The 18,031-nt window shown below is 41.3% G+C and carries 14 protein-coding genes and 10 tRNA genes; 10 read left to right on the top strand and 14 right to left on the bottom strand.

Annotated features, from left to right (window positions below; translation table 11 throughout):
* Nucleotides 1-113: 113 nt before the first annotated feature.
* The 3 genes from BIZ38_RS13555 to BIZ38_RS13545 form a co-directional block, all read right to left on the bottom strand.
* Nucleotides 114-189: transfer RNA gene (locus BIZ38_RS13555), tRNA-Glu, on the bottom strand.
* A gap of 130 nt (nt 190-319) precedes the next feature.
* Nucleotides 320-395, bottom strand: a tRNA-Glu gene (locus BIZ38_RS13550).
* A gap of 39 nt (nt 396-434) precedes the next feature.
* A tRNA-Ala gene (locus BIZ38_RS13545) sits at nt 435-510 on the bottom strand.
* Nucleotides 511-1,153: 643 nt separating this feature from the next.
* Here BIZ38_RS13545 and BIZ38_RS13540 point away from each other — a divergent pair.
* The 10 genes from BIZ38_RS13540 (at nt 1,154) to BIZ38_RS13495 (ending at nt 7,400) form a co-directional block, all read left to right on the top strand.
* Nucleotides 1,154-1,229 (top strand) — tRNA-Val (locus BIZ38_RS13540).
* Between the two features lie 36 nt (nt 1,230-1,265).
* Nucleotides 1,266-1,341: transfer RNA gene (locus BIZ38_RS13535), tRNA-Val, on the top strand.
* A gap of 26 nt (nt 1,342-1,367) precedes the next feature.
* A tRNA-Val gene (locus BIZ38_RS13530) sits at nt 1,368-1,443 on the top strand.
* Nucleotides 1,444-1,480: 37 nt separating this feature from the next.
* A tRNA-Val gene (locus tag BIZ38_RS13525) sits at nt 1,481-1,556 on the top strand.
* A 43-nt stretch (nt 1,557-1,599) separates the two neighbouring features.
* Nucleotides 1,600-1,675, top strand: a tRNA-Val gene (locus tag BIZ38_RS13520).
* A 52-nt stretch (nt 1,676-1,727) separates the two neighbouring features.
* Nucleotides 1,728-1,803 (top strand) — tRNA-Val (locus tag BIZ38_RS13515).
* A gap of 99 nt (nt 1,804-1,902) precedes the next feature.
* Nucleotides 1,903-1,978 (top strand) — tRNA-Val (locus tag BIZ38_RS13510).
* 458 nt (nt 1,979-2,436) lie between these two features.
* Complete coding sequence (locus BIZ38_RS13505) at nt 2,437-4,071, top strand: response regulator (RefSeq protein ID WP_054553706.1); 1,635 nt, start codon at nt 2,437-2,439, stop codon at nt 4,069-4,071.
* 21 nt (nt 4,072-4,092) lie between these two features.
* The gene (locus tag BIZ38_RS13500) at nt 4,093-5,454 is read left to right on the top strand and encodes an extracellular solute-binding protein (RefSeq protein WP_138599981.1); all 1,362 of its coding nucleotides are present in this window, start codon (nt 4,093-4,095) and stop codon (nt 5,452-5,454) included.
* A complete protein-coding gene (locus tag BIZ38_RS13495; RefSeq protein WP_054553708.1) occupies nt 5,451-7,400 on the top strand; it encodes an ATP-binding protein in 1,950 nt (649 codons plus the stop codon). Before BIZ38_RS13500 ends, BIZ38_RS13495 begins: the two co-directional genes overlap by 4 nt.
* An 18-nt stretch (nt 7,401-7,418) precedes the next feature.
* On the opposite strand, the gene msrB is transcribed toward BIZ38_RS13495, so the two are convergent.
* The 11 genes from msrB to BIZ38_RS13440 all read right to left on the bottom strand — a co-directional run bounded on the left by msrB (nt 7,419) and on the right by BIZ38_RS13440 (nt 17,934).
* A complete protein-coding gene (gene msrB, locus BIZ38_RS13490; RefSeq protein ID WP_187490499.1) occupies nt 7,419-7,862 on the bottom strand; it encodes a peptide-methionine (R)-S-oxide reductase MsrB in 444 nt (147 codons plus the stop codon).
* Between the two features lie 80 nt (nt 7,863-7,942).
* Nucleotides 7,943-8,395: a hypothetical protein gene (locus tag BIZ38_RS13485; RefSeq protein ID WP_187490498.1), complete on the bottom strand. Its 453-nt coding sequence runs from the start codon at nt 8,393-8,395 to the stop codon at nt 7,943-7,945.
* A 9-nt stretch (nt 8,396-8,404) separates the two neighbouring features.
* A complete protein-coding gene (locus tag BIZ38_RS13480; RefSeq protein ID WP_187490497.1) occupies nt 8,405-8,893 on the bottom strand; it encodes a DUF2919 domain-containing protein in 489 nt (162 codons plus the stop codon).
* Complete coding sequence (locus BIZ38_RS13475) at nt 8,890-9,234, bottom strand: DUF3392 family protein (RefSeq protein ID WP_054553712.1); 345 nt, start codon at nt 9,232-9,234, stop codon at nt 8,890-8,892. The genes BIZ38_RS13480 and BIZ38_RS13475 overlap by 4 nt, the downstream gene beginning before the upstream one ends.
* A complete protein-coding gene (ligA, locus tag BIZ38_RS13470) occupies nt 9,227-11,248 on the bottom strand; it encodes an NAD-dependent DNA ligase LigA (protein WP_187490496.1) in 2,022 nt (673 codons plus the stop codon). The genes BIZ38_RS13475 and ligA overlap by 8 nt, the downstream gene beginning before the upstream one ends.
* 82 nt (nt 11,249-11,330) lie before the next feature.
* Nucleotides 11,331-12,059: a cell division protein ZipA gene (gene zipA, locus BIZ38_RS13465; protein ID WP_138599988.1), complete on the bottom strand. Its 729-nt coding sequence runs from the start codon at nt 12,057-12,059 to the stop codon at nt 11,331-11,333.
* A 33-nt stretch (nt 12,060-12,092) separates the two neighbouring features.
* Nucleotides 12,093-15,491 carry a chromosome segregation SMC family protein gene (locus BIZ38_RS13460; RefSeq protein WP_187490495.1) on the bottom strand — a complete coding sequence of 1,133 codons (3,399 nt, stop codon included), beginning with the start codon at nt 15,489-15,491 and terminating at the stop codon, nt 12,093-12,095.
* A gap of 60 nt (nt 15,492-15,551) precedes the next feature.
* Entirely contained in the window at nt 15,552-16,283 is a 732-nt protein-coding gene (locus BIZ38_RS13455) for an RNA methyltransferase (protein WP_138599990.1), read from the bottom strand.
* Nucleotides 16,284-16,411: 128 nt separating this feature from the next.
* Nucleotides 16,412-16,858, bottom strand: coding sequence for a flavodoxin (locus BIZ38_RS13450; RefSeq protein ID WP_187490494.1), 447 nt, complete (start codon nt 16,856-16,858; stop codon nt 16,412-16,414).
* The gene (gene truC, locus BIZ38_RS13445; protein WP_187490493.1) at nt 16,845-17,618 is read right to left on the bottom strand and encodes a tRNA pseudouridine(65) synthase TruC; all 774 of its coding nucleotides are present in this window, start codon (nt 17,616-17,618) and stop codon (nt 16,845-16,847) included. The genes BIZ38_RS13450 and truC overlap by 14 nt, the downstream gene beginning before the upstream one ends.
* Nucleotide 17,619: 1 nt before the next feature.
* Nucleotides 17,620-17,934 carry a YqcC family protein gene (locus tag BIZ38_RS13440; protein WP_187490492.1) on the bottom strand — a complete coding sequence of 105 codons (315 nt, stop codon included), beginning with the start codon at nt 17,932-17,934 and terminating at the stop codon, nt 17,620-17,622.
* Nucleotides 17,935-18,031: the final 97 nt, after the last annotated feature.

Here is an 18,031-nt window from a genome sequence, read left to right as displayed (position 1 = left end):
AAGGGCGGTGTCCTAGGCCTCTAGACGATGGGGACACAAAATGTGTCACTAGGACAACTGAATAGTTAGACTCGATTCAGACGAGCTTTTAATAACACATCACTTAAAGTAAGTGGCGTCCCCAAGGGGATTCGAACCCCTGTTACCGCCGTGAAAGGGCGGTGTCCTAGGCCTCTAGACGATGGGGACACAGTGTGTGTCACTAGGACATTAAATGATAGTTTTACTCATATCGGAGTTAAGGTTACTAAAATAACATGTAAGTACTCGAGACTAACATATTTATTTTCTTGGCAATTGCTCACTTACTTAAAGTAAGTGGCGTCCCCAAGGGGATTCGAACCCCTGTTACCGCCGTGAAAGGGCGGTGTCCTAGGCCTCTAGACGATGGGGACGCAGAAAACTGCAACCCTAGGACAAACACTATGCAAATCTGGTGGAGCTATGCGGGATCGAACCGCAGACCTCTTCGCTGCCAGCGAAGCGCTCTCCCAGCTGAGCTATAGCCCCGACTTGCATACACACCACCAATTAATGTTGGTTGTGTATCGCTGAGTGCGGGGCGCATTCTATGCAGCCCCCCAAATAAAGTCAACAGTTTTTTATCTAAGTTTATTTAAATGATTTAAATTTCAACAAGCTGACTAAATATCAATCCGTTGCGGAGGTATTTTATACAAAGTGCTATCAAATTAGTTATTTTGGGCTAATTTCATTGCTGGTTTGTTATCAAAGGCTCTTTGCTTTTTTAATTTACTCCCTTAAAAAGGTATACATTTATATGCAAAATAAAATTCATTACCTAAAGCTTTAAATAAAACGACTTCACCCTACCCTGCTTTGTTTTTAATAGTGCTAAGTAGAGTGCAATTAACTGATGCAAATTTATTGATATGAAAAACCGTTTTAAAGATTTGCTGTATTCATATCATTTTAGAATGATTTACCTAGGTCATAGAGCTATAGATCAAGCTCTGAATATAAGCTTATGAATGTAAATTGCATATTTGTTCGCCAAAAAATGCTTAAATGCCATGTCATTGTTTATAAAAGCTGCATCTAACACATTTTTACTCATTCAAGTGTTGACACATTTACAACTCTATCTATAATAGCGCCCCACAACAACGCAGCAATGAGTTGTTTTAGATATGGGTCGTTAGCTCAGTTGGGAGAGCATCGCCCTTACAAGGCGAGGGTCACTGGTTCAAGTCCAGTACGACCCACCATTATTCCCTAATGGTGTTCATATCTAAATTCTTAATGGGTCGTTAGCTCAGTTGGGAGAGCATCGCCCTTACAAGGCGAGGGTCACTGGTTCAAGTCCAGTACGACCCACCATTAAGAAAATTTGCTGTATGTAATATGGGTCGTTAGCTCAGTTGGGAGAGCATCGCCCTTACAAGGCGAGGGTCACTGGTTCAAGTCCAGTACGACCCACCATTTTTTAAAGTGGTGTTCATATTACAAAAATCTAAATGGGTCGTTAGCTCAGTTGGGAGAGCATCGCCCTTACAAGGCGAGGGTCACTGGTTCAAGTCCAGTACGACCCACCATTAAATAAACTTTGATGGTGTTTTCATTTAGATTATTCTTCGCGGGTCGTTAGCTCAGTTGGGAGAGCATCGCCCTTACAAGGCGAGGGTCACTGGTTCAAGTCCAGTACGACCCACCATTTACTTTTTAAAGCAAAAAGTTAAAAATGGTAGCGAAGAAAAAGATTATATGGGTCGTTAGCTCAGTTGGGAGAGCATCGCCCTTACAAGGCGAGGGTCACTGGTTCAAGTCCAGTACGACCCACCATTACTTTTTGGAGCAAAGAGCATCGCAACTCTTTACAACGAAAAGGCTCGGTGGTTAAGTTCAGTAAGACCAACCATTTAATCTTAAAAATTTATATGTGGGTCGTTAGCTCAGTTGGGAGAGCATCGCCCTTACAAGGCGAGGGTCACTGGTTCAAGTCCAGTACGACCCACCACATATAAACACTTCATAAATACTTTCTTTAAATCTTCTTTATTTTATCTCTAATTTTCAAAAGCATCGCCACTCTTTACAAAACACAGGCTCGATGATTCAGATCCAGTACGACCCACCACTTATAAATACTTCATTAAATACTTCCTTGTTTTCTATCTAAATTAAAAAAGCATCGCCATTCTTTACAAAAAACAGGCTCGATGATTCAAGTCCAGTACGACCCACCACATATAACAACCGCTTCTACTATCTAACTTCTACTATCTAACTTCTACTATCTAACTTCTACTATCTAACTTCTAATATCTAACTTCTAAAGTCTATTACTCATCACTTCTCACTTTATTGATATAGCCCAAAGCTAAACTTTAAATCGTTGCAAAAGCTGTAATTTGCCTTGTCAGCAGCTAGACTGTTTATTATAGTCACTGTTAACAATACTCGGTCGCAAGTCTAATGCCCGCAAAGATTTTTTCGAAAGCCAAAATATTAATAGTCGAAGAGCAAGCACTTGCTCAAAGCTATATGAAGCAGTCTCTAGAGGGATTGGGGTTTCGTCAGTTGCGATTTGCAGAACACGCTATTGCAGCCAAAGAACAGTGTCAAATAGAACAGTTTGATCTCATTGTTTGTTCTTTTAATCTAAGTAAACACCAGGATGGCTATCAGCTTTATGAAGAACTTAAAGTTAAACGCCTAATTAAAAACTCCACAGGTTTTATATTTATATCTGCAGAAACCAGTGGTTCTTTGGTTCATAGTGTTTTAGAGCTGCAGCCGGATGACTTTCTTGTTAAACCTTTTACTATTTACGACTTAAAAAATAGAATTGAAAAAGTTTTATTGCGAAAGCATCATCTAAAAAATATATACCAGTTGATTGATGATGAAAACGACTCAAAAGCTATAAAGAGCATTGATCAATTACTACAAAACAAATCGAATAGTTACAGTGCGATTTTATTGAGATTAAAAGGCGATGCCCTACTTCGTTTAAACAGAAATGAACAAGCCAAAGCATTTTTCAAATCTGTGCTCGATATTCAAAAATTTACATGGGCAAAAGTTGGTTTAGTGGAAGCTTTAATTGCAAATAATGAGCATACTCTCGCTCATAGAATGTTGAGGACTATGCTACAAAGGAGTGAAACACGCTTAGTAGCTCTGGATTTACTCGGAAAGTTAGAGATAAAGCTCAATAAATTTGATGATGCACAGCTTTTTTTCAGCCAAGCTGTTGAAATTGCACCTCGCAATATCGAGAGGCAAAAAACGCTTAGCCATGTTTCATTACTTAATCATGACTACGAGAAAAATTATTTAACCCAAAAAGATATAGCTAGTTATGCTAAACACTCAATTCACGACAACCCTGATGTGTACCTAAATGCGGCTCGTGCAGGGATTGATTTTGCCTTAACGACGGATCAAACCGATCAAGTTAATCGCATTTCAAGACAAACAAATCAATATTTGAGTGATTTAAAAAAACAATTTCCGAATAGTAATAATCAAACACAAATTGATGTTCTTAACGCACGTTTACATTATTTAAAAGATGAACATCAAAAAGCTAAAGCACTTATCAATCAACTTGATGAAAGTGACACTCAGATTCGCTCTGTAGATGGAGCGCTCGATAAAGCGAAAGCGTTTCATGAGCTTGGTTTTCACCATAAAGCACAGATGCTGTTTAACCAAATAATAACTCACTGTGAACGCCACCCGTCAGTAAGCGATCCGGTGTATTTACGTTATATTCAACAACAGCAAACTGAGCGACGTGATATTAAGCTTGGCCCGAAAGAGCTCAATAACCACGCTGTAACGCAGTTTAATAAAGGCCAGCTCAATACTGCGCTTGAGGCATTCACACAAGCATTTAGAATTATGCCTAAAAATGCCAGTATTGCGTTAAATCTGCTACAGTGTTTATTTGACACAAGCAGTCAAGGGCAGTCTTTCAACTTAATGCTTGCAAGAAAGTGCTACACCCTCTTAGCGTCTCAGTCTTTAGAAGATGAACAAGCTATGAGGTTTGATAAAATAAAAGCACAAGCTGCCAAGTTAAATATCAAGCTTTCTGAATAACCCTCTTCATGGAGCATCTTTTTGAAATTAATAAAGCATCTCCTTATTGCATCTTTCATAATTACAAGCCCTATTTGTTCAGCTTCTGCAATGTTGCAATATTGGCAGCAAGCCAAAATAAACTGGCAAAGTGAGTCTGGTACACATATCAACATATTAGCAGATGAGCAGCCTGCATTTTTGGCCCTAAAACCATATATCCCTCTATTTGAAGAGTTAACAGGGATATCTGTAGGTTTTCATGCCTTAGAACAATCTCAAATGCGTGTTCGTCGCCACCAAGATTTAAGTATGCATACAGGCCTCTATGATGTACTGCCAATGGGTATAACCTTTTTGGGTGAAGCACAAAGTCGAGGCTGGATAGATCCCCTACAACCCTATATTGATAACCCAAAACTCACAGACAAAGCTTGGTATCAGTTAGAAGATATTAGCGAACGTAGCTTGGCTCTTTGTAAAATCAATGGCGCTTTATACTCGTTACCATTTGATTTCTCTGCACCGATTTATTTTTATCGTAAAGATCTGTTCGAGCACTTTAACTTAGCGGTACCCGACACGTACGAGCAACTACAAGAGACTAAAATTAAGCTTCAAAAGGCAATTGACCGCACCCCATCTTTAAATGGCATGCACGCATTTGCCTCCCGAACTCTGCCAGGTGCAGGATTAAACACTTGGACAGTGTTACCCATTATGCGTGCTTATGGTGCTGAAGTAATTGACGCGCAAGGTCAGTCTGTTTTTGATAGCCCTCAAACAGCACAAAGTCTGCAAGCATACCGAGACCTTGTAACGGGATTCGGCAATCCTGATAACAGTCGCTTGCTGCACTTTTATGAAATTCGTCGACTATTTAAAGAAGGTCAACTTGCTTCGGCGTTTTTAGCCTCTCATTTTTATAATGAAATAGATACCGCTGAAGAATCAGATATTTGGAATAAATGGGAAGCCGCGCCGTTACCAGCCGGTCCAGTCGCCCGTGAAACATCTCCTTGGTCTTGGGCATTCGCAATTAATAACCAATCAAATCAAAAAAAAGCAGCGTGGTTATTTATTCAGTGGGCAACCAGTGAGCAAACAGCGGCATTATTAAGTACAGGCGGCTCACCGCCAAGACAAAAGGTGTGGCACGAGAAACTATTTACTCTCGTAAACAAACCAGGCTTTAATAAAGCCATGTTATGGGTATTTGAGCATGCTACTCCTGACCGTTTGCAAGCTGGGATGGTTGAGTTTCCAGTTGTCGGTGAGCTTATATCGCAAACATTTAGTCAAATTTTTTATGGAGCAGACATAAAGCAATCAATAAAAGCTACTGATGCAAAAATTAATGTTAATATGCGGGCATTACAAACAAGGAGTGAAAATAAACAATGAGAGTCAGTATTGCTCATAAAATCCTACTCATTATTGGGTTTACTATTACGTTGATTTTAGGGGTAAGTACAACTTTACATGTTATTGAGTTAAAAGAGCAAACCTTGCTGAATATGAGTGAAAAAGCTAATGCCATCGTTTCACCTATGCTCTCAGAGATAAAGACCCTTACAAAAGACAATACAGTAGGTAGTTGGGTTTTAAAAATTCAAGGCATCACTCTTAAAGGTATTCTGGCAAATAATACATTTGATGATTTAAAGACAATCTACTTTATCGATCAGAATAACTTTATTGCCGCTCACCCTGATTACAGCAAAGTCGATACCTTAGAAACAAATCAAACGATAATAAAGCAGCTCAATCCAAAACAAAATTCTATCATCACTTTAGATCAACAATATGCTGTAGCAGTTCCAATCAATAACGCCCAAGATGAAAATATTGGCTATGTTATTGTTAGTTTTTCAGATATTGATTTAACATTAAAAACTAAATCAATTATCAGCAATGCTGTATCACTGTTCGCAATTTACTTACTTACTGCATTACTCATTGCTTATATCATTATACGCCGAATTATTTTACAGCCTATTGAGCAATTAGTTGAGTTTTCGCATGCAGTTACCACTGGCGATCTAAATTGCCCAATAAATATTAAAAGTCGTGATGAAATTGGCACTCTTGCCAGTGGTTTTAAAATGATGCGTGCTGCAGTAAGACAACAAATAAACAGCATGCATGAGCAACATAGTCAATTAGAAGAAACCGTTGCAAAACGAACTCAAGAATACTTGGATGCCAAAGAGCAAGCCGAGCAGTCAAACCAAGCTAAGAGCAGGTTCTTAGCGAATATGTCACATGAGCTAAGAACACCGCTTAATGCAGTATTAGGCTTCAGCCAATTACTCCAAGACAGTGAAACTGATAAAAATAAACGCCGCTATTTAGAAGCCATTTCGATCTCTGGCAGCTCTTTGCTAAACGTCCTCAATGATATTCTTGATTTATCTAAAATTGATGCAGGAAAAATGCAGCTGGACATGGAAAGGGTCGAAATTCCGACGATGTGCCATGAACTAAGTATGATGTTTTTGCAGCTCAGCGCTCAAAAGGATCTAGATTTACAGATCACTTCACACCCTGAATTTAAAACCCCTGTTTTACTTGATAGCAATAAAGTTCGACAGGTACTGACAAACTTGATCAGTAATGCGATTAAATTTACCTCACATGGTAGCGTTAAAGTTCACTTTGACTTTGAAGAACGTGAAAATGATGGCCACATTAATATAAAAATTCATGTCAAAGATACTGGCAAGGGGATCCCAACCGATCAACAAGCGCTGATTTTTAATGATTTTGAGCAAGTTCAAGGGCAACGCAGTTCTGAATTTGGTGGCACTGGACTCGGTTTAGCTATATCTCATCGCTTTATAAAATTGATGGGTGGTGAACTATCTGTAATTAGTGAAAAAGATAAAGGTAGCGAGTTTATTGTATTGCTACCAAATATAGAATTTGCCGAATCAAAAACAGAGGTTAAACATCGAAATTACCCTGCTATTTCTAGCTATCATTTTAATCCAGCTCGTATATTGATAGTTGATGATATTCCATACAACCGTGAGTACTTGGAGTCATTTCTATCACGCTGGAGCTTTACAATAGATACAGCAATAAACGGTGAAGAGGCCTTGAAAAAGGTAGAAGAGAACCAACCTGATCTGATCATTATGGATCTAAAGATGCCAGTGATGGGTGGATTAGAAGCAAGTCAGCTAATTCGTAGTGATGATCGCTTTAAGCATATTCCAATCATTGCGGTTACAGCATCGGTATTAAAAGACGATAAGGCGCAATCCAGTATTTTGACAGACTACATAATTAGTAAGCCAATTCACCGTGAGCACCTTATTTTCATCATTGCCCAGTACCTAGATTAAGTATGGGTTAAACACGCATTAGTCGCGTTTTTTCATCGCTATGGCATTCATGCAATAGCGTAAACCACTTGGCGGCGGGCCATCGGGGAATACATGTCCTAAATGTGCATCGCAAACATTACAAATAGCTTCAATACGCTGCATACCATGGCTAGAGTCCGCGATATAGGCAATGCTTTCAACACTGCTTGGCTGAGTAAATGACGGCCAGCCGGTGCCACTATCGAACTTTTCATCACCGTCAAATAGTAAGTTGTCACAACATACACACGCATATTGACCAGGTTCAAATATCGTACATGAATCAGAGCTGTGAGGACGTTCGGTGCCTTTTAAGCGGGTAACATAGAATGCATCTTGTTCGAGCTCAGCTTGCCATTCAGATGGCGATTTTTCGACTCGACTTGGAGGTGTTGGGTTGCCGTTATGGGCAAACTCTAAAATATCTTGCCAAGTTAACATAGTGCTCCCTCAGGGTTGAATACAACAGTTGCACAGTACATCACAAGCCCTACTAAGGGCAAGCAACATGCGTCTAGTGATTAATGTTTTTGCAGCCGGATATCTATTTGTGCACGTTCACGCTCAGAAAGTAGCTGTACTAAATGGCTATTAATTTGGCTGCTAGCAACACTCAATACTGCAGTTATTTGCTGGTCGTTGACATCCGTTACATGGATTATACCTTCGCCGATTTCAATCTGCTTAATTTGGCCAATTAAAACAAACTCAGCTTTGCGTTTAAAATCGAATAAACCAGCCAGACTTATCAGCGCTAGCTGATTTACATCACGCTTTAGTAAATCAGTAATGGGATTACGCGCTACAAATAACGGAGTTACTCGATAAAGGCTTGATAAAGTAATAAAGCCCCACAGCATCACAAACAACGAAAATGCAGCACTGTGCCAAAGTGGCGTAAATACCCATAAAGCAATTAATACCAGCGCGATAGTGAGTGAAATTTTTGCTAAAAGCTTATTAATTGCCAACATAGTGTTACCCTATTTCTTTTCAATTGGATCCGGCCAATCATTAAAAAAGACCGACAAATATCTGCTTTTTAATAGATATAACAGTACCCATAATACCAGCACCATTTGGCACGCTAAGAAAAACGAAAACTGATAATGACTGTGTGCAGCCTGATAGGTTAACCAACTTAAATCCGTGATGGCACACAAAATTAATGGCCAGCGCATAAATCGCCAAATAGACGACAGACGTTTTGCACTTTCGGCGTTTTCTTGAGGTCGGCGTAAACAAAAGATCACCGCCGGTAATAAGGCGATTGCTGCTATAGCAATGGCTGTAAAGAAATCGCTTTTCGACTTAAAAAACAGCGACATGATATCTAAATCAGGGCGACGGCTGAGCGCCGCCATAATCCATATAAAGTAACTGCGTAACAATACTAACAAAGTTAAATGAAACGCTACTGGGGTTCGATAAGCGCCATGTTTATCCCAGTATTCTGGCCCGTAGCGATTCATATTTGGTTCTTCTTATCAGCAATGATGCCGAGTACCAAAAACGCAGCTGTAAGTGTAAGCGCCAGCCATTTAACACCGAGTAGCATTAGCAACTTACTTAAAAATGGAGTTACAAACACCACAAGTAAGCCCATACCAAACCCTGTGACCAGCACAAAGCAAAGCACGCGTATAATAAAGTGACGACGCGCGACAAAGCGCTTGGTCACTTTAATAATGTCGTTTGCATACAAGGATAAAAAGCACACCACCAGCAGTAATGAAATATTGTAAAGGTGTGGTTGCAGCCAGCTGCCGATTGTTAAAGCAACTGACGACAGTGCCTGCAATAGACTATCCATTGTGCTCACTTAAAAGCGCAATAAGATCAGCCTCAGTTAACACATCAATGCCTAGGTCTTGTGCTTTGGTTAATTTTGAGCCCGCTTTTTCACCTGCAATCAGCGCATCTGTTTTCGCCGATACACTACCCGATACTTTTACACCTAACGCTTGTAAACGCGCTTTTGCATCATTACGGTTAAGCTCGCTTAATGTGCCAGTCAGCACGTAAGTTAAGCCCGCTAATGGCTGCGCATCGGCACTTGGCGCGGTTAATTCTGGCCAGTGAATACCTTGCTCAACTAACGCATTTACAACTGCCATATTGTGTTCTTCGCTAAAGAAGCCACGTACATGCTTGGCAACGATCTCACCCACGTCACTTACTTCAGTTAACGCATCAACGCTTGCTTGAGTGATTTTTTCTAGTGTTAAAAAGTGGTTTGCTAAGTTTTGCGCGGTTGCTTCACCCACTTCGCGAATACCTAACGAGTATAGGAATTTAGCTAAGGTTGTTTGCTTAGCATCTTGCAGCGCATTAACTAAGTTCTTAGCAGACTTTGGACCCATTCGCTCTAGTGATTCAAAATGCCCTTGTTTAAGGATAAATAAATCAGCAGGCGTTTTGATAAGCTCACGATCAACGAGTTGATCAACAATTTTGTCGCCTAAACCATCAACATCAAGGGCTTTACGTGACGCAAAATGTTTAATTGCTTGCTTGCGCTGCGCTTGGCACACTAAACCACCAGTACAACGGGCAACCGCTTCACCTTCAATGCGCTCCACATGTGAGTCACAAATTGGGCAGGTAGCAGGAAATTCAATGTCTTTCGCATCGTCAGGGCGACGCTCAAGGACAACTTGGGTAATTTGTGGTATAACATCACCCGCACGGCGAATAATCACAGTATCGCCAATTTTAACGCCTAAACGGGCAATTTCATCACCATTATGCAGCGTTGCGTTAGATACCGTTACGCCCCCCACAAATACCGGCTCTAATCGTGCTACAGGGGTAATTGCGCCAGTGCGCCCTACCTGAAACTCAACATCAAGTAATTGGGTGATTTCTTCTTGCGCAGGGAATTTAAAAGCAATTGCCCAGCGCGGCGCACGTGCCACAAAGCCTAAACGCTCTTGGTGTTTTTTGTCGTTAACTTTTATTACCACACCGTCAATTTCGTAGGCAAGGCTACTTCGACGCGTCAATATATCTTGGTAATAATCAAGTGCAGCTTGCTGGCCTTCAACCAGTTTTGTTTCTGGGCAAAGAGGTAAACCCCAATCGGTCAGTTTAGCAAGCTGTTGATAGTGATCTTCTGGTAACTGCCCATCGGCAACAAGCCCAGTGCTGTAGGCATAAAACATCAGTGGACGTTTTGCTGTTACTTTAGAATCAAGCTGTCGTAAGCTACCAGCAGCAGCATTACGCGGGTTAACAAAGACTTTGTCGCCTCGTTTTTCGGCTTCACTGTTTAGTTTGGCAAAACCAGCGCTATCCATAAATACTTCACCGCGCACTTCAAGCTCTGCTGGAAAATCATCGCCACGTAACTTAAGCGGCACATTACGAATTGTTTTCACGTTTTGGGTGATGTTTTCACCTACCATGCCATCGCCACGGGTAGCTGCTTGAACTAAAACCCCATCACGGTAAATAATTGATACCGCTAAACCATCAAGCTTTGGCTCACAACAAAAAGTCAGCTCCTTGTTATCCATTAAACGCTCTTTGATACGGCGGTTAAAGGCGGCAAACTCTTCTTCTGAAAACGCATTATCAAGTGACAACATGGGCACTTGGTGAGTAACTTGCTCAAACTTATCAAGTGCAGCACCACCGACTTTTTGGCTTGGTGAGTCTGGGCTTTGAAACTCAGGATTAGCTTGCTCAAGGGCGCTTAATTCGCGCATTAAACGGTCATATTCAGCATCAGGAATGCTCGGTGCATCCAGCACATAATAATTATGGTTATGCTCTTCTAACTGGGCACGAAGTTGGCTAATTTGCTCAAAGATAGGGCTGGACATGAAAACCTCAAAAATCTACATAAAAAAGCCACTTAGACGACTTAACGCCAAGTGGCCTAATACTTATACTCTGTGTGTGCGATTATGATGAAAAGCTGCGAACTTTCTCAACATACTCACGAACGCTTTCAACCGTCATTTCTTCACGGTTGCTATCTAAAATCGTTGCACCAAATTCATCGGCTAGCTTTTTAGCTGCACTGTGCAACATGTTGAATGCACTTAGACCGTCGCCATCACATGGTAAGGTCATAAATAAACTAACACCTGCAGTGCTGAACTGTTCCATATTATCAATATCGAACGTGCCTGGGTTGTACATATTCACTAAACGGAATAACACCGGGCCTGTGCCTGCTGGGTCTAAGTGACGGTTAAAGAAACCTTCTTCAGAATACTTAAAGCCTAACATATTAACGGCTGGCAATAATTGGCTGCCATCCATTGTTAAGCCCTCTGGCATTTGTAAATGCACAATAATGAAATCGGTTGGAGCTTGTGCATCTGCTGGCTCTTCTTCAACTTCTTGTTGCTTAGCTTCAGGCTCTTCAACAACCTGTTCTGAAACAGCTGGTTCGTCGTGACTTTCTGCTGAAAAGCTTAAATCACCAAACTCTGGCTCATCACGTTCTTGCGGTTTTGCAGTTGCAGGCTCTTGAACCTCGCTGGTTGTTTCGTTCGGTTCAACCCGTTCAACTGAAGGCGTATCTGGGCTGTCCTTTTTACGCACCGACCATAAGCCGTGAATTAATAAACCACCAATGACAAATACACTGATTACGATTAAAGCCCATCTTAATTCTTCGGCCATCCCCTCACCTTTATTATTTGATATGCCTAAATTTTATGCATGTGCCATTTGCACAGCTTGTTCTATATCTACAGCGACCATACGTGATACACCTGGTTCAGCCATAGTTACACCGGTCAATCTGCCTGCCATTTCCATAGCAATCTTGTTATGACTGATATAAATAAATTGTACTGATTGTGACATCTCTTCTACCAAACGGCAAAAACGACCCACATTCGCATCATCCAATGGCGCATCCACTTCATCTAGCATACAGAATGGAGCTGGATTGAGCCTGAATATTGAAAACACCAATGATAATGCGGTCAGCGCTTTTTCTCCACCACTAAGCAGGTGAATTGTCGAATTTTTCTTGCCTGGTGGCCTTGCCATGATGCTCACCCCACTTTCAAGTAGATCATCACTGGTCAATTCAAGGTAAGCACTACCGCCACCAAACACTTTTGGGAATAACTCCCCAAAGTCTGTATTTACTTGTTCAAAGGTCGCCTTGAAACGATTTTTTGTTTCTCGGTCGATTTTTTGAATCGCCCCTTCAAGGGTATTTAACGCTTGTGTTAAATCATCAAGCTGCTGATTTAAATAATCGCTGCGCTGTTTAGCCTGCTCAAACTCATCTATTGCCGCTAAGTTCACCGCGCCAAGTTCATTTAATGCTTGCGTGGTTTTTGTAAGCCTCGTTTGCATGCTATTTAAATTGGCATTGTCAGGCAGTTCTTCAAGTACTGTTTTTAAATTTTGTTCCAGTTCTTCAAGTGGCTCTAACGCAGCTTGCGCCTTCACGATTAAACTTTGCTCATCCAGCGCTAATGCTTGCAACTGCTCTTGTAACGTCACCAACTCAGATTGCGATGATTTCAACGCTGTTTGCTTATCAGCAAGCTCCTTTTTAGCTTGACTCAAGGCCGCTTGCAAGTTTTTCAGCTCAACGTCACTTTGTTGATGCTTTTCAAGCAATAGCATAATTTGCTCTGCTACTTCTTCAAGCGGGATCACTAGCTCTTCTAGTTGCTCGTTGAGCTCTAATACAGCTTCACTGGCAGCACTTTGGGCGGCATTTGCATGCTGAAGTTTGGTTTCGCTAAGTTGACACTCACTGCGAGCTTTTTGTTCAGTCAAATTAGCTTGATGGGCTTGCGTTTTATATTGCTCAAGCATAGAAGCCACTTGGCGATAGCGGTTATTTGCCTCACCTTGTTGGTGTTTTGCTTGCTCTAACTCAGTTTCAAGTTCTAATTGCTGCTCTAACAATTGCTCAAGTAAACACTGCTGCGTTTGTTGCTGTTCGTCAGCATTTTGCTTTTGTTCAGCCAGTAAGGTTTGACGCTGTTGTAACTTAACAAGCTGGTTTTGCCACTGGGTTTGCTGCTCTAATAGCATATCGCGTCGAGTGCTGGCCGATGCAATCTGCTGAGCCGCTTGGTGAATTCGCTCTCTGTATTGCTCTTTATCGGCGATAAGCGTTTTCTTGTGAGCTAGATGCTCATTTAGCAATTGCTGCTTAGTTTCTAATTGCTCGTTGAGTTCTTCATCTAACTGCTGTGCATCACTTAGCTGAGCATGCTTTAAAAGCAAAGAATTGTCGGCGTCTTTATTGGCATCGGTATGAAAGTTACGACCATGCATACAGCCCTCTTCATCAATCACAGCCAGCCAATATGGATCCGCCAAAATAGCGTCATCAAAACAAGGTTGAAATGCAAACCGTGCTAATAAATCAGGGTAAGCACCCGATTCGATATAATTAGCTAATGACTCTTTTGGTAACTCATCATCAGCTGCAGGCCAAACACTGTTAGGCTCTTTATGTTGACTGACCTTTAGATGCTCAAGGCCAAGTAGGGCTTGTTCAATTAGCGGCTCAAAGCCAGAAGCCACCTTTAACTGCGCCAATAGAGAGACACTTTCGTTGTCGGTTTGCTCTGATAACAAAGAGTTAAGCGCAGCTATGCTGGCTCTATTTTCATTACTGTGCTGCTGAACCCGCTTTAAATCCTGCTCTAAGTGCTGTTGTTCTTTATCCGCTTGTTCTAGGTTTTGAGTGAGCTTATTTAGCGCACTTTGTTGCTGCGCAAGCTCCTTCGTCAGTGTTTGAATATGCTGTTGTTGCTCTGCAATTTGCGCTGCAACTGGGGTCGCTTCGAGTTCACTAATTTCAGCGGCAAGTTGTGTCTGCTGAGACTCAAGTTGCGCAACAGTCTGGGCAAAGTGAGCCTGTTGATTCTTTGCAACATTAATATCACTGCTATGAGCTTGGCTTTTCTGTAAGGTACTTTGATATTGCTCATTGGCGCTTTGCGTTTGTTGCTGCTGTAGAGCAACTTGCTCTTCAACCTCTGCAACTTGCTCAGCGCACAGTAAACTTTGCTCAATCGCTTCTTGTAGCTGCTCTTGTAAAATGGCGGCTGAAGCGTGTTGCTCTTCTTGCAGCTCTTTATTTTGTAACTGCAGTTGTTGCTGTTTGATAAGGTTTTGGCTAAGTGTTTGCTGTTGCTGCTTTAAGCTGATCTGTTGCTGTTCTTTGCGGGTTAACTCTGTATGAGTTTGATGCTGAGCCTGCTGGGCGTCTTGCAGTTTTTGCTGCTCAAGTTGCACCTGATTTTCAAGACTTGCTAAAACATCATCGTGGCCAGAGTGCGCTTCTCTAAAGAACTGAATTTGCTCTTTAAGTTTATTGATTTGCTCAGCTTTATCGATTTGTTGTTGGTGTAACTTCTGCCATTTTAAAACCGCAATTTGCCCTTTTAAGGTGCGCTCAGTGGCTTTTAGCTCTCGGTATTTTTTTGCATCGACTGATTGCACTGCAAGTTTATCGAGCTGTGTTTGCAACTCCTGCCTTACATCAAGCAATCGCTCAAGGTTTTCGCGGGTACTTTTAATGCGGGTTTGAGTTTCACGACGACGCTCTTTGTATTTTGAAACCCCCGCTGCTTCTTCTAAAAAAACACGTAAATCAGCCGGTTTACTCTCAATTAAACGCGAGATCATGCCCTGCTCAATAATCGCATAACTGCGCGGGCCAAGACCTGTGCCTAAAAAGATGTCGGTAATATCACGCTTACGGCATTTGCTGCCATTTAGAAAATAAATTGACTGGCCATCTCGAGTCACTAAGCGTTTGATCGCCACTTGGTTTCGATCAGCAAAGGTATTCGGTAAATGACCACTGGTGTTATCAAACACCAACTCAACAGAGGCTTGTGAAATTGGCTTTCGATTAGTTGAGCCGTTAAAAATAACATCGGTCATGGCATCGCCACGTAAGTTTTTAGCTGAGCTTTCACCTAGCACCCAACGCACTGCATCAATGACATTTGATTTGCCACAGCCGTTCGGGCCGACAACACACGTCATCTGATCAGGGAATGGGATCTTAGTGGGTTCAACAAACGATTTGAAACCCGCTAATTTTATGGTGCTTAAGCGCATCTAATTGTTTTACCGATTTTTATTGTTATTCTTCAATTTAACCCATTTTAGGGTAAAAGGTTAAGCGTGGCGCTTAAAATTATCTAAAATAATACCCGTTGCCATTGCAACATTAAGCGATTCTGCTTGGCCATAAGCCGGAATGGTTATTTTATCAGTAACTAAGCTTTCGCAATCAGCACGAATACCATGCGATTCACTGCCCATGAGTAATACGGCATCTTGCTTAAGAGCAGTTTTATGGATGTTCTCACCTTCTAAAAATGCACCATACACAGGGAGCTTTAGGCTTGGTAAGTAACTGGTTAAATCAGTTTGTGAGACACACACGCGAGCAAATGAACCCATGGTTGCGCTAATAGTTTTCGGATTATAAGCATCCGCACTGTCTGTGCTGGTAACAATATGCTTAATACCATACCAATCAGCAACACGAATAATCGTGCCCAAATTCCCCGGATCCGACACGCCATCAAGGGCTAAAATAAGTCCTGATGTGGGTAATGCTTGCTGACTTGGCATATCAACAACAGCAATTGCGGCGTTGTTACTAACAAGTGTACTGGCTTTAGTTAGGCTGTCTTCATCTGCTTCAATGACTTTATGGGCTGCAAGCGCTGTTTGATGCGCAGCAATAAATGCAGGAGTCGCAAAAATATGAGCAATGCTTAAACCACTGTTTAGTAATTCAAGTACATTTTTTTCGCCTTGAACAAGGTACTGGTTATATTGCTTACGGTATTTCTTTTGACCTAATGCACGAATTAGTTTCAGTTGGTTTTTTGAAATCATAACAGCCTCATAAAATGATTCATTAGTATATCACCAAGGTCACAGATTCTGTACTCGAAAAACCAAGGGGAAAGTGCCAATTGCTTATTCAATCAGCACTTTTAAGAGACACTTGCCAATAAGAGGCATTAACTAATTTTCGTCAGCCACTCATTTAACCATGGATCAGTTACAGGCCAAGGCTCAAAATCTTCACAGGCATCAATTTCTAAACGATGACCGACAGGTTTTGCCTGTAAATCACGAAACAGCTCATCAAAACTGCGACCTGCACCACAGAACGTATCGCCATAGCTGCGGTCACCCATAGCAATAATGCCGTATTGCTTGCCTGTTAACAGTGGGAATTGATCATTTAATTGGCTATATAAAGCGATTAAGTTATCAGGAATATCGCCCTGACCCGTCGTTGAAGTGATCACTAAAATATGTGACGCAGCCAGCATGTCATCAACCGTGCCATTTTCAACTAATTGCGCTTGGTGCTCAGACTTTTCAATGACTTCAATAACTTGTTCGCTTAAACGCTCAGCACCGCCGTAAACACTGCCGACAAAAATACTAATGGTTGCCATAATAATCCTTTTCTTCTGTTGGCCAGCCAAGTTGCTGGCAAATCGTTAACATTGCATCGCCTAATGGCGCTCTAATTGTTATTGGTTGCTTGCTATAAGGGTGCACAAACTTTAATTCAGAGGCAAATAACATTAAACGACGAAGCTGAAAATGCTCTCTAAAAAATTGATTATGCTGATTATCACCATGATTTACATCACCAATAATTGGTAATGATAAATGTTTTAAATGACGACGAATTTGATGTTTGCGGCCAGTTTTTGGAAAACATTCCACCAGCGAGTAACGAACTGTTGGGTATTTACCAATTGGAATAGGCAAGCTTGCTTGGTGCAGGCAATGAAATTTCGTTTGTGCTTCTTGCGGTGCTTTATTTTGATCAGCAAACTTATCGGCAATTTTATCAAGCTCTTCTTTTAAAGGTTTATCTAAGAAGATTGATTCGTTTAAAAAGCCTCTTACTAAAGCTAAATAACGCTTTTCAATTTGCCCATCAATAAATAACTGATTCATATCACGGGCTGCTTCTGAACTTAACGCAAACAGTAATACGCCTGACGTTGGTCTATCTAAACGATGTACAGGAAACACGTGTTGACCAATTTGGTCACGCAGCATTTGCATCGCAAATTGGGTTTCGTGTTTGTCTAAAAACGAACGGTGAACCAATAAACCTGATGGTTTATCAATCGCAATGTAATTTTCATCGCGGTACAGAATCGTTAACTCATCAAATTGTGGCTTAACACTCTCTTGCATCTTAGTCATCACTCAAAAGTTGATCGAGTTTTTGTAAAACGTTAATCACATCATTACCGCCGTTGTGTTGTGCCAACATCATTTCAGCCATAGGTGCAATTGCAAAATTACGGGGTAAAGGCTGGGCATGTGCAATGAGGGTATGCATTTTTTCAAGAAAAACAAATTGCAGCCATTGCTCAAAAGCCATGGTGTCATGACAAAACGGTACACCAGAATTGAGTGCACTTGGGTCAATCGGTGTTGTTTGCCAAAGTGAATGGCGTTGTAATGTGGATTCTAATTCGCGCAGCAGCGCCAAAGTCTGTTGATGCATTGTAAAACTCTTAATACCTTTGTGCTTAGTATACCCTGTTCCAAGGCGCCATGGTATGGCGTATAATTCGCGGCTGATATAGATTAATTACGGTAAT

It is taken from the genome of Pseudoalteromonas sp. BZK2, from assembly GCF_014349195.1.
GTDB lineage: Bacteria > Pseudomonadota > Gammaproteobacteria > Enterobacterales > Alteromonadaceae > Pseudoalteromonas > Pseudoalteromonas simplex.
This window is presented reverse-complemented; position numbering and strand designations above follow the sequence as displayed.